Here is a 12,012-nt window from a genome sequence, read left to right as displayed (position 1 = left end):
GGGCGGGGACGGCTCATGCGGTGTCCCTACCCGGGGCCCACCGCGGTGCGGTCGCGGCGGCGCCTGTCCCGACGGCCTTCACCCCGGCGCGATATTGCGGGCGGTACGGGGGTGCCTCGGCCTAGACTCGGGTGCGTGGCTTCAGACGAGGGGACCGTGCGGGTCGACAGCTGGATCTGGTCCGTACGACTGACGAAAACGCGGTCGTTGGCCGCGACGGCATGCCGCGCTGGGCATGTGCGGGTGAACGGTGAGCGGGTCAAGGCGGCACAGGCCCTGCGGGTCGGTGACGAGGTGCGGCTGCGGCTCGCCGGGCGGGAGCGGATCGTCGTGGTGTCGCGCCTGATCCGCAAGCGGGTCGGGGCGCCGATCGCGGCCGAGTGCTACGTCGACAACAGCCCGCCGCCCCCGCCGCGCGAGGAGGTCGTGCAGGTCGCCGTCCGGGACCGCGGCACGGGTCGGCCGACCAAGCGCGACCGACGGGATCTCGACCGGCTGCGCGGAAGCCTGGAGGCGGCCCGCCGCGCCGCCGAGGTCGCGGAGTCGCCGGAGCACTGACCGTCCGCGCGATCGACCCTCGCGGGGTGCGCTTCCGCTGACTGCGCGACCGTTCCCGCGGGCGGTCGCGGCCGGGGGTGCGCGTCGGCGCGGGGGCGCGGGTGGTCACAATGGATCCATGTCCCGACGTACCCGACGCCCCCGCCCGGCCGACCGTCCCGCGGCGCCCGACCGTGCCGCCTGTCCGTGCGGGCTGCCCGCCGACTACGCCGCGTGCTGCGGGCGGCTGCACCGCGGCGAGGCCGCGGCGGCCACTCCGGAGGAGCTGATGCGCTCCCGGTTCAGCGCCTTCGTGGTGGGCGACGAGGGGTACCTGCTGCGCAGCTGGCACCCCGACACCCGGCCTCCGGGCATCGACTTCGACCCCGAACTGCGGTGGGGGCGGCTGGAGATCCTGGGCAGCACCGACGGCGGCGTCTTCCGCAATGAGGGCACCGTGGAGTTCCGCGCCCACTACACGGTCCACGGCCGGCCGGGCGCCCTGCACGAGAACAGCCGCTTCACCCGGGTGGACGGGGCCTGGGTGTACGTGGACGGGGTCATCACCGACTGACCCCGTGCGCCGCGCGCCCGGATTCCGCTGTCAGCGAATTCGCTCTCGGCATGCCCCGGTTACGAACGGGCTGGTCCGGGCGGCAGAGTCGGCCGTATGAGGCTACTGATACTGGGTGGGACGGAGTTCGTCGGACGGGCGGTCAGCGAGGAGGCGCTGGCCCGCGGTTGGGAGGTGACGGTCTTCCACCGCGGTCGGCACCAGCCGCCGCCGGGCGTGACGGCGCTGCACGGTGACCGCGGTCGGCCGGACGGGCTGGCGGCGCTCACCACCGGCGAATGGGACGCGGTGGTGGACACCTGGTCCGCGGCGCCCCGTGCGGTACGGGACGCGACCCGGCTGCTGGCCGACCGGGTCGGACACTACGCGTACATCTCCAGTGGATCGGTGTACAGCTATCCGTCCGCCGCGGGGCATGCCGAGGACCATCCGGTGGTGGACGGCTCACCGGACGACGGCGAGGTCGACTACGCCCGGTCCAAGCGGGGCGGCGAACTGGCCGCGCTGGAGGCCTTCGGCGACCGGGCACTGCTGGCGCGCGCGGGGCTGATCCTGGGCCCCTGGGAGAACATCGGGCGGCTCCCGTGGTGGCTCCTGCGGATGGCGCGCGGCGGCCCGGTGCTCGCCCCCGGCCCGCGGGAGCTGGCCTTGCAGTACATCGACGCCCGTGACCTGGCGCGCTGGGTGCTGGACGCGGCCGAGCGGCGGCTGGGTGGCGCGTACAACCTGATCAGCCCGCAGGGGCACACCACCATGGGCGAGTTGCTCTCCGAGTGCGTCCGGGTCACCGGCGGGCGGGCCGAGCCGCGCTGGGCCGAGCCGGAGGCGATCACCGCGGCCGGTATCGAGCCCTGGACGCAGCTGCCGATCTGGACGCCACCGGGTGAGCTGTACGACACCCTGCACGCCGGGGACGTGTCCAAGGCGCTGGCGGAGGGGCTGCGTTGCCGGCCGGTCGCGGAGACGGTCGCCGACACCTGGTCGTGGTTGCGGTCGCTGGGCGGGGTGGCGCCCCAGCGCCCGGACCGTCCGAAGGTCGGGCTGGATCCGGAGGTGGAGGCGGCGTTCCTGCGCGGCTGAGCCGCGTCGGTGCCGGTCCGGGAAAGTCGGTGCCGGTCCGGGGAAGCGTGACCGGCCGGGGAACCGCTTCGGTGCGGTCCGGGTACGCCTTGGGGGGCGCTGTCGCCGACTGACGGCAGCGCCCGGGCAGGACTCCGACTATGTCTCAGGAGGGCTTCCCCGCAGCAGCGGGGAAGCCCTCACCCTGCGGCTCCGCAGTTGTTGCAGCTCCAACCACCGCTCGGTCCCTGGATGACCGGGGCTCCGCACTGGGTGCAGTTCACGGCGGACCCTCCCTTCTCGTTCTATCCAGAAAGACGCGGTGGCGTCGCCGGAGGCTGCCTCTCCGCGCGGGCACGTTTGCCGGACCGCCGCGCGGGGTGGGTTCACGGTACCGGTCCACTGTCTGGTGTTGACCGAATTCATCCCCCATGTCCCCGGCAAATCGGGCTGGAATGCACCGGTCCGGCACGGCGGGACGAGCGGTGCGATGGGCCGTATGTGTTCCGCGCCACTACGGAATCGGCCTGAGTCCGGCCGCTGCTGACGGAGTACCGGACTCAGGCCGCCAGGCGGAGTCTGAGTTCCATCTCGTGCTCGCCGGAGACATGCTGCTCGCCGGCGATGCCGAAGGCGCTCTCCAGGACGTCGCGCACCCAGCCGAGCTCGGGGTCGGTGCCGTAGAGGTCCACCGAGACGGCCTCCTCCAGGGTGGACCGCGGCACGGTGGCGCCCCGGCCGGTGGTGTCGATCACCAGCGACCACACCATATGGCCGAGGGAGGGGTCCGGCGGGGTGGCGTCCGGCCGATGCTCCGCCGTGTCCTCGGTCGCCGGGAAGGTGGTCTTGAGCACCTCGAAGACGCGGTAGGCGTCGTCCCGGGTGCCGGATACACAGACACCCACCCGGGCTGACGAACTCTGCGGACTGTTCATCGTGCTCGGGTGACCCGTCCCGCCCGGTTCAAACGCGCCCCGGCCGAGCGCGCCCGTTCCGCCGCACGTCAGCGCGGCGCCGGGCGGCCCGCCCGGCCCTGGTCCCTCGCCCGGCGCCCCGCGGGAGCGGGGGCGGCTCCCCGGGCCCGCCGGGTGGCCGTACGGCCCGGCGGAGAGCCGGATGCGGCGCTCCAGGGCGATGGCTAGGGTGGAAGAGATGTCCCGGATTCTTCGGGTTTAGTCCATGCGATACGGGTGATGTTCACGCCAGTGCTTCGGGCCGGGAGCCCACCGCAGGGGCGGCTTCGCGGACGGACGGTTCCGTCGGCTCCGGCTGCTCGCTCCCGCGGCGGCGCCCCCGCCACCACCGATCCTGGAGCTGTCCCAGATGAGCGCACGAACGCAGACCAGACGGCCGTCGGCGCGGCACCCGCACGACGACGCCCCGGACACGGACGCCGCCTTCGCCGAGATCGCGGCCCTGCCCGAGGGGCCGGAGCGCACCGCGCTGCGGCAGGAGGTGGTGCGCGCCTGGATGCCGATGGCCGAGCGGCTCGCCCGGCAGTTCCGCAATCGCGGCGAGTCCCTTGAGGACCTCCAGCAGATAGCCGCGCTGGGCCTGGTCAAGGCTGTGGCCCGGTACGACCCGGCCCGCGGGAACACCTTCGCCTCCTTCGCCGTACCCACCGTGGTGGGCGAGATAAAGCGGCACTTCCGGGACCACACCTGGGGTACCCACGTGCCCCGCCGGGTCCAGGAGCTGCGCAACCGGGTGCGTGTCGCCGAGCGCGAGCTGTCCCACTCGCTCGACCAGCGCGGCCCCAGCGTCCGGGAGATCGCCGAGCGGGCCCAGCTGAGCGATCAGGAGGTGCGGCTGGGGATGGAGGCCATGAACAGCTACGCGCCCCTCTCCCTGGACGCGGAGCTGCCCGGCACCGACGACGGCTACTCGCTGACCGAGACGCTCGGAGACCTCGAACCCGGATACGACCGCGTGGTGGACCGCGAGGCGCTCAAGCCGCGGCTGCGCAGCCTGCCCTACCGCGAACGGCAGATCCTCTACCTGCGCTTCTTCGGAGGACTGTCGCAGAACCGGATAGCCGAGGAGCTCGGGATCTCCCAGATGCACGTCTCACGGCTGCTGTCCCGGACCTGCACCGCGCTCCGGGACCAGATCCTGGCCGAACCCCCTCCGCCGGCCGCCAATGCGGCCGCCAAGCCTCCCGCCAAACCCTCGGCACCCTCGGCCACCGCCGACCCGTCGACCCGTCGGTGAGCCTGGACAGCCTCACAGCAGCCGTCCGCCGACCCCGGCCCGGGGTTCGGTGATCCGGCCACCCGACCGGCGCCCGCTCAGGGGCGGCGTACGGCCTCCGGTGGCCTCCCGCAATCCGCGCAGGAACTCCCCCAGCGCATTCGCGGAGCTGTACCGCGGCTGCCAGCCGAGTTCGTCGACGGCTCGGGCGGTGTCCATGAGTGGCAACCGCAGCACGGTGCGCAGCAGCGCCGGCGTGGCGGGTACCACGCGCAGATGCCAGAGCGTGGCGAGCGCGGCCTCGGCCGCCCCGGCGGGCACCGGGAAGACCCGGGCGTTCAGCAGGTCGGCCAGCTCGCGGGCGTCGACCACCGGCTCGGCGGCCAGGTTGAAGGCGCCGCGCACCGGGCGCACCACCGCCTGGTGGAACGCCTCCGCGGCGTCCTGGGCGTGCAGCGCCTGGAACCGCAGCCCGGGCAGGTCCGGCACCAGTGGGACCAGTCCCGGGCGTACCAGGCGGCCCGGTACGAACGGGCCCGCGAAGAGCTTGCGCTGTTCCACCGCCGCCCCCCGCTGGAAGACGAAGCCGGGCCGCATCCGGACCACCCGGACGCCCGGATGGTCGCGCTCGAAGACGTCCAGCACCCGCTCCACATATGCCTTCTCGCGTGCGTAGGCGGCCTCCGGCCAGCCGTGGGTGGGCCAGGACTCGTCCACCCGGCGGTCCTTGGGGCCCGGCGAGTAGGCCCCCACCGAAGAGGAGACGACCAGTGCCGGCACCCCGGCGGCGACCACGGCCTCGAAGACCCGGATGCTGCCCTCGACATTGGTGCGCCAGGTGGTGAGGGGATCGTGGGTGGGCTGGAAGAGCCAGGCCAGGTGGACCACCGCGTCCGCGCCCTGGACGTAGCCGGTCAGGTCGTCCGGCCCGTCGGCGCCGACGTCCGTGCTGATCCAGGTGGTCTTGGGCGGCGACCAGCTCGGCGTGCGCCGGGCGATCCCCGTGATGGAACCCACCTGCGGGTCGCCCACCAGCGATCTCACCAGGCTGGTGCCGATGTTGCCGGTGGCTCCCACGACCACCACTTTCAGCGGGCCGGGTTCCCCGGGGGTCAGACTGGTCATCCCTTCACCCCTTCGCCTCGTTTGCGGTCCCTCTCCTGGGGGCCTTTCGGGTTACCCGGGCGCGCAGCGGGCAAACCGGGGCGGTGATCGCGCCAGGGGGAACGGTTGGATCCGGTGCCGGCGGGGAACCCGTAGCCCGATCGTCGCCATCTCGGCCGTATCCGGTCCTCACCGGCGGCCTGGTCCGGATGGGTCCGGGAGAGGAGCAGGGCGAAACTGATGTCCGCCGCACCAGAAGGAGTGACGGGAGCCCCGTGCTGGGTGAGCCTGATGTCCCGCGACCTGGGCACCACACAGGACTTCTACGGCTCGGTCCTCGGCTGGACCTTCCGCTCCAGCCGCGAGGAGGGGTTCAGCATCGCCGTCGCCGGTGGCGCCCCGGTCGCCGGTATCGGCGCGGTCGCCCGCACCTATCGGGTGGCCGTGTCCTGGACGCCGTACTTCGCGGTGGACGACGCGGACGAGGCGGCCGCGCGGATCCGGGAGCGGAGCGCCACCGTGGCGGTGGGGCCGATCCCCTTCGGCCGGGGGCGGGCGGCGCTCGCCTCGGACCAGGACGGCGCGGTGTTCGGCATCTGGCAGGGGCACCGCCCGCACTGGTCGGTGGGGCGCGGCAGCGCCCCCGCCTGGCTCGAGCTGCGGACCCGGGACACCTTCGCGGCGGCCATCTTCTACGCCGGGGTGCTGCGGTGGGCCACCGAGGGCGAGGGCGGTTGCGATGTGGTCTACAAGAGCGACCAGGTGATCGTCCGCGACTCCTCGCACGAGGTCGCGGGGATCAGCGGCGGAGCCGTCGAGTCAGCGCCGGACCCGCATGTCCGTCCACGCTGGCACGTGTACTTCAGGACGCCCGACCTGGACGCGGCCATCGAGGCGGCGCAGAGCCGGGGCGGGGTGGTGACCCAGCATCCGCATGTCTCCCGGCTGGGGCGGGAGGCCACCCTGCGCGACCCGGACGGCGGACTGTTCTCGCTCCTCACGGGCTGAGGGCGACCCGGCACGGCACGGCGGGTGCGCGGCGGTGTGCGGCACGGTGAGCAGGAGGGCGCCGCGGCTGCCGTTCGGCGTCACCGTGGGCCGCGCGGGCTCGGGCGGACGGTTGTCCGGCACGGGGAGCGCGCGCCGACGGCACGGCTGCACGGCACGGTGAACACGGGGACTGGCTGCCGTTCGGCGGCAACCGTAGGCGGCGCGGGCTCGGCGGACGGTGGTACGGCACGGTGAACGCGGGGCGTCGCGACGATCCCGCACGGGGAGCGCACGCAGGGGCGGTGGGGCCGTCATCCGCCGCGGTGGCGCTCGATCACTTCCTCCAGCGAGCCCTGCGGCACCTGTCCCTCCGGGGTGAGCCGGTCCACGACCTCGGGCAGCAGCACGGCGAGCCGGTCGGCGGCCTCCTCGGGGGCCACTCCGGCCTGCCCCGCGACATGGTTCAGGGTCTGGTACGGCAGGGCCTGGGCCAGCTCCGGCCCCGTGACGGGCGTGTTGGCGCCGGTGCCCACCCAAGAGCGGGCCTGCTCGGCGAGACCGCCGTCCTGGAGCTGCTCCAGCAGCCCGTTCAGCGCGTTGCCTCCGCTCCCGCTGCCGCTGCCGAGGTCGCCGAGGAGCGTGCCCAGCAGATGCTCGGAGGTGGCGTCCTGACCGCGTCCGAGCAGTCCGCTGAGGAGGCTTCCCAGTTCGTTACCGGCCATGGAGTGCCCTTCCTCGATCCGGACCGACGGCGGTCCGGCGCCGTCGCCGGCCCACCGACAACGGTGATGAAGCTGTCCGACGAAGCTACCCAAAAGGGAGTGCGGGGTGCCCGCCGCCACCCTGTCGACACCCCCGTGCGGGCTACCCCGTGCGGCCGGCCCCGCCGGCGCCCCCGACCCCGGCCGACTCGGCGGCGCCGGACTGGTCGAGGACGGCCCGCGCCTCGGGGAGCAGCTGCCTGATGTCCCGGGGCAGCGCCACGTACAGGCGCTCCATCAGCTCCGGGCTCACCGCGGAGTCCAGCACCTCGAACAGGGCGGCCGCGTCGCGCAGCGCGATGTCCTCGGTGGTGCCGGCGCGCCACGCCACCCGGCCCGCGAAACCGGTCAGGTCGAACCGCTCGCCGTGCGCCCGCCGGTAGGCGCGCTCCTCGGGGGAGCCCTCGTGGCTCGCCGCGACCCGCCGCATCGGCTCGGCCGCCTCGATGGGCAACTGGTCGGCCAGATGGCCGGCCAGGCCGTCCGGAACGCGTTCGGCGAGGGTCTCCAGCGTGGCGCGGGTGACCCGTTCGGCGGACTGCCGGTCCGACAGTTGCGCGCGGGCCTGGATCCGCCCGGTGAGCTCCTCGTAGCGCATGATCAGCACCGCCTCGGCTCGATGTGCCGCTCCCCGTCTGCCCGGGTTCCCCGGCAGGCCCGTGCCAATCGCCTCGGGCGGTCGCCCGCCGCCGGGTGACACCGCACCGGCGCCGTTTCGGAATGACCACTTCCGGTTACCGAAGAGATGGCCGGTCCGGACAGCCCCGCGCTGCCCCGGCCCGGCGGAGCGCCCCGGCGAGGAGGTAGGCATGGCCGCGGAACGGCACACGTCCCGGATCACCCTGGAGGTGAACGCCATTCCGCGCACGCTGGTGGTCGACCACCGCAGCACCGTGCTGGACGTCCTGCGCGAGCGGCTGGATCTGACCGGTGCCAAGAAGGGCTGCGACCACGGCCAGTGCGGAGCCTGCACGGTGCTCGTCGACGGCGCCCGGATGTGCGGCTGCCTGCTGCTGGCGGTGGCCCAGGACGGTGCGCGGATCACCACCGTGGAGGGCCTGCCGGCGGACGGGACCCGGCTGCACCCGCTCCAGGAGGCCTTCTTGTCCCATGACGGCTTCCAGTGCGGCTACTGCACCCCGGGCCAGATCTGCTCGGCGGTGGGGGCGCTGGCCGAGATGGCGGCCGGCCGGCCCAGCGCGGTCACCGCCCCGGACCACCGCTCCCCGGACCCGGTGCCGGCCACCGAGGCCGAGGTGCGGGAGCGGCTGAGCGGCAACCTCTGCCGCTGCAGCGCCTATCCGAACATCGTCCGCGCGGTGTGCGAGGTCGCCGGCGGCCGGCTGCCCCGGTCCGAGACGGCCGGATCCCTCCCTCAGGAAGAAGCCCGATGAAGTCCTTCGGCTACCAGCGCGCCCAGCGGGCGCAGGACGCCGTGGCCGCGCTGGCCGCCACGCCCGGCGCCTGCTACCTGGGCGGCGGCACCAACCTGGTCGACCTGATGAAGCTGGGGGTGGAGCGCCCCGAACTGCTGGTGGACGTGAGTCGGCTGCCGCACGGCACGGTGGACCGTACCGCGTCCGGCGGGCTGATGATCGGAGCCGCGGTACGCAACAGCGAGCTGGCCGCCGAGCCGGTGGTGCGCGAGCGCTACCCCGTGCTCTCCCAGGCGCTGCTGGCCGGCGCCTCACCGCAGCTGCGCAACGCCGCCACCATCGGCGGGAACCTGCTCCAGCGCACCCGCTGCCTGTACTTCCAGGACATCGGCAAACCGTGCAACAAACGCGAGCCGGGCACCGGCTGCCCGGCCCGTACCGGGGTGCACCGGGAGCTGGCGGTGCTGGGCGCCTCGCCGCACTGCGTGGCCACCCACCCCTCCGACATGGCGGTGGCGCTGGCCGCGCTGGACGCCGAGGTCCATGTGCTGGGGCCGGACGGGCAGCGTACGGTGCCGGTCACCGAGTTGCACCGGCTGCCCGGGGAGCATCCGGAGCGGGACACGGTGCTGGCGCACGGCGATCTGATCACCCACGTCGAACTGGGCCCGGTGCCGGAGGCGGTGAACTCCGCCTATCGCAAGGTACGCGACCGCGCCTCCTACTCCTTCGCGCTGGTCTCCGTGGCGGCAGCGCTGGAGGTGCTGGACGGCACCGTCAGCCGGGTGCGGCTGGCCTTCGGCGGGGTGGCCGCCAAACCCTGGCGCGCCTACACGGCGGAGGAGCGGCTGCTGGGCGGCCCGGCCACCGAGGCCGCGTTCACCACCGCGCTGGAAGCCGAACTCGCCCCGGCCGAACCGCTGCACGACAACGCGTTCAAGGTCCCGATGCTGCGGAACACGGCGGTGCGCACCCTGGCCCGGCTCGCCCGGTCGGGCGGCCCGACACCCGGTGAGGAGGAGCGGTGAACGGCGGTGGACTCGGGGAGCCGTTGGCGCGGCTGGAGGGCCGGGAGAAGGTCACCGGCACCGCCCGGTACGCGGTCGACCACCCGGTGGACGGCTGCTGCTACGCCTGGCCGGTGCCCGCGACGATCGCCAAGGGCGAGATCACCTCGATCGACTGCGCCGCGGCGCTCGCCGAGCCCGGGGTACTGGCGGTCCTCACCCATGAGAACGCGCCGCGCCTCGGCGAGGTGGACGACGCCACCTTGCTGGTGCTCCAGTCACCGCGGGTGGCGCACCGCGGGCAGTACGTCGCGCTCGCCGTGGCGGACTCCCTGGAGGCGGCCCGGGCCGGTGCCGGGGCGGTACGGGTGGACTACCGCGCCGAGCCGCACGACGTGGTGCTCAGAGCGGACCACCCCGGCATGTACAAGCCCGACAAGGTGAACGGGCTCTACGCCACCGACCGGGAGCGCGGGGACTTCGACGCCGCCTACGCGGACTCGGCGGTGTGCGTCGACGAGGTCTACCGGACACCGGCGCTCCACAACCACCCCATGGAGCCGCATGCCACCACCGCCGTCTGGGCGGGCGACCGGCTGCGCGTGTACGAATCCACCCAGGGCGCCGACTGGGTGCGGGAGACGCTGGCCGCCCTGTTCGCGCTCCCGGAGGAGCAGGTCACCGTCAGCTGCGAGCACGTGGGCGGCGGGTTCGGCTCCAAGGGCACGCCGCGCCCCCAGGTGGTCCTCGCCGTCATGGCGGCCCGGCACACCGGGCGCCCGGTCAAACTCGCCGTGCCCCGGCCGCAGATGGCCGCCGTGACGGGACACCGGGCGGCGACCGAGCAGCGGGTGCGGATCGGCGCGGACGCCGAGGGGCGGATCTCCGCGCTGGCGCACGAGGTGTACACCTACAGCTCCACTCTCCGCGAGTTCGTCGAGCAGGCGGCTGTCCCGGCCCGCATCATGTACGCCAGTCCGCACAGCCGCACCACGCACCGGGTCACCCGACTCGACGTGCCCTCGCCCTCCTGGATGCGGGCGCCCGGCGAGTGCTCCGGGATGTTCGCGCTGGAGGCGGCGATGGACGAGCTGGCCGTCGCCTGCCGGATCGACCCGGTGGAGCTGCGGCTGCGCAATGACACCGATACCGAACCGGACTCCGGACACCCCTTCAGCAGCCGCGGGCTCGCCGCCTGTCTGCGGGACGGTGCCCGCCGCTTCGGCTGGGCGGGCCGCGACCCGCGGCCCGGGGTGCGGTCCGAGGGCCGCTGGCTGACCGGCACCGGGATGGCGGCCTCCTGCTATCCGGCACAGGTCGCCCCCTCGCAGGCCGAGGCGGTCGCCGAGGCGTCCGGACGCTTCCGGGTGCGGACCAACGCCACCGACATCGGCACCGGGGCGCGGACCGTACTGACGCAGATCGCCGCCGAGGCGCTGGGAGTCCCGTCGCAGCTGGTGGACATCGAGATCGGGTGCAGCGATCTGCCGCCGGCCCCGGTGGCCGGCGGCTCCTCCGGTACGGCCTCCTGGGGCTGGGCCGTCCACAAGGCGGCACAGGCGCTCGCCAAGGAGCTGGCGGAGCTGGGCGGTCCGCTGCCGGAGACCGGGCTCTCGGTGCGGGCGGACACCGCGCAGGACGTGGCGGACAGGTCGCAGCGGTACGCCCGGCACGCCTTCGGGGCCCAGTTCGCCGAGGTGGCGGTGGACATGGACACCGGGGAGACCCGGCTTCGGCGGCTGCTGGGCGTCTTCGCGGTGGGCCGGGTCCTCAACCCGCGCACCGCGCGCTCCCAACTGGTCGGCGGGATGATCATGGGCGGTTCGATGGCGCTGCTGGAGCACAGCACCATGGACCCGCGCTTCGGTGACCACGCCGAGCGCGATCTGGCCTCCTACCACCTGGCGGTGTGCGCCGACGTGCCCGAGGTGAGCGCGTACTGGATCGACGAACCGGACGAACAGCTCAATCCCATGGGCTCCAAGGGCATCGGCGAGATCGGCATCGTCGGCACCGCGGCAGCCGTCACCAGTGCGGTATGGCACGCCACGGGCGTACGGGTGCGGGACCTGCCGGTGCGGCCCGAACTCCTCCTTCCGGGCCTGGGTGAATGGCAGGTGCCGAACGGCTGACCGCGCCCCACCGGTCCCGTCCGCCGGGCGCCCCATGGCGCCCCGGCGCACGGGGCGCGGCGAGGCGCTCGCCCCGCGCCACCGAATGTGCGGCGCGCGCGCCCCCTGAAACGTCGCACACCGGCGCGAGCGCCGCGGGGGCATCCGCTCCAGGCACGTGCCGCTGGACCGTGTCGGAGCGGTCGGCGGCGTCGTTCACCCATCAGCCCGTCATTTCGTCAGATGGGCTGGCTGGTTCACGTCGTACCGGCTGGCGGGCCCGGCCGGTGTGGAGGGGGCGGA

General features: G+C 74.0%; 12 protein-coding genes. 8 read left to right on the top strand and 4 right to left on the bottom strand.

The genetic code is table 11. The annotated features are described in order from the left end of the window. The first annotated feature begins 135 nt into the window (after positions 1–135). From E4099_RS04195 to E4099_RS04185, 3 genes are all read left to right on the top strand, one after another. A complete protein-coding gene (locus tag E4099_RS04195; protein ID WP_135337548.1) occupies positions 136–558 on the top strand; it encodes an RNA-binding S4 domain-containing protein in 423 nt (140 codons plus the stop codon). Between the two features lie 118 nt (positions 559–676). Further along, entirely contained in the window at positions 677–1,111 is a 435-nt protein-coding gene (locus E4099_RS04190) for a YchJ family protein (protein ID WP_135337547.1), read from the top strand. A 96-nt stretch (positions 1,112–1,207) separates the two neighbouring features. Then, positions 1,208–2,191 (top strand): NAD-dependent epimerase/dehydratase family protein, encoded by a 984-nt coding sequence (locus E4099_RS04185; protein ID WP_135337546.1) that lies wholly within the window; start codon positions 1,208–1,210, stop codon positions 2,189–2,191. Positions 2,192–2,730: 539 nt separating this feature from the next. On the opposite strand, the gene E4099_RS04180 is transcribed toward E4099_RS04185, so the two are convergent. Further along, entirely contained in the window at positions 2,731–3,105 is a 375-nt protein-coding gene (locus E4099_RS04180) for a hypothetical protein (protein ID WP_135337545.1), read from the bottom strand. Positions 3,106–3,493: 388 nt separating this feature from the next. Between E4099_RS04180 and E4099_RS04175 the strand changes: the two genes are divergently transcribed. Next, a complete protein-coding gene (locus E4099_RS04175; protein ID WP_135337544.1) occupies positions 3,494–4,381 on the top strand; it encodes a SigB/SigF/SigG family RNA polymerase sigma factor in 888 nt (295 codons plus the stop codon). A 12-nt stretch (positions 4,382–4,393) separates the two neighbouring features. On the opposite strand, the gene E4099_RS04170 is transcribed toward E4099_RS04175, so the two are convergent. Continuing rightward, entirely contained in the window at positions 4,394–5,485 is a 1,092-nt protein-coding gene (locus E4099_RS04170) for an NAD-dependent epimerase/dehydratase family protein (protein ID WP_135337543.1), read from the bottom strand. Positions 5,486–5,755: 270 nt separating this feature from the next. Here E4099_RS04170 and E4099_RS04165 point away from each other — a divergent pair, with 270 nt between their 5' ends. After that, positions 5,756–6,472 carry a VOC family protein gene (locus E4099_RS04165; protein WP_167828287.1) on the top strand — a complete coding sequence of 239 codons (717 nt, stop codon included), beginning with the start codon at positions 5,756–5,758 and terminating at the stop codon, positions 6,470–6,472. 293 nt (positions 6,473–6,765) lie between these two features. On the opposite strand, the gene E4099_RS04160 is transcribed toward E4099_RS04165, so the two are convergent. After that, positions 6,766–7,296: a YidB family protein gene (locus tag E4099_RS04160; RefSeq protein WP_483414771.1), complete on the bottom strand. Its 531-nt coding sequence runs from the start codon at positions 7,294–7,296 to the stop codon at positions 6,766–6,768. 22 nt (positions 7,297–7,318) lie between these two features. Beyond that, positions 7,319–7,813 carry a DUF2267 domain-containing protein gene (locus E4099_RS04155; RefSeq protein WP_135337540.1) on the bottom strand — a complete coding sequence of 165 codons (495 nt, stop codon included), beginning with the start codon at positions 7,811–7,813 and terminating at the stop codon, positions 7,319–7,321. 211 nt (positions 7,814–8,024) lie between these two features. Between E4099_RS04155 and E4099_RS04150 the strand changes: the two genes are divergently transcribed. The 3 genes from E4099_RS04150 to E4099_RS04140 are packed head-to-tail and all read left to right on the top strand — an operon-like array spanning position 8,025 to position 11,730. Further along, positions 8,025–8,609 (top strand): 2Fe-2S iron-sulfur cluster-binding protein, encoded by a 585-nt coding sequence (locus E4099_RS04150; RefSeq protein WP_135337539.1) that lies wholly within the window; start codon positions 8,025–8,027, stop codon positions 8,607–8,609. Next, positions 8,606–9,619 (top strand): FAD binding domain-containing protein, encoded by a 1,014-nt coding sequence (locus E4099_RS04145; protein ID WP_135337538.1) that lies wholly within the window; start codon positions 8,606–8,608, stop codon positions 9,617–9,619. The genes E4099_RS04150 and E4099_RS04145 overlap by 4 nt, the downstream gene beginning before the upstream one ends. Then, a complete protein-coding gene (locus tag E4099_RS04140; protein ID WP_135337537.1) occupies positions 9,616–11,730 on the top strand; it encodes a xanthine dehydrogenase family protein molybdopterin-binding subunit in 2,115 nt (704 codons plus the stop codon). Before E4099_RS04145 ends, E4099_RS04140 begins: the two co-directional genes overlap by 4 nt. Positions 11,731–12,012 lie beyond the last annotated feature (282 nt).

The organism is Streptomyces palmae (assembly GCF_004684805.1).
In the GTDB taxonomy this organism is placed as follows: domain Bacteria; phylum Actinomycetota; class Actinomycetes; order Streptomycetales; family Streptomycetaceae; genus Streptomyces; species Streptomyces palmae.
This window is presented reverse-complemented; position numbering and strand designations above follow the sequence as displayed.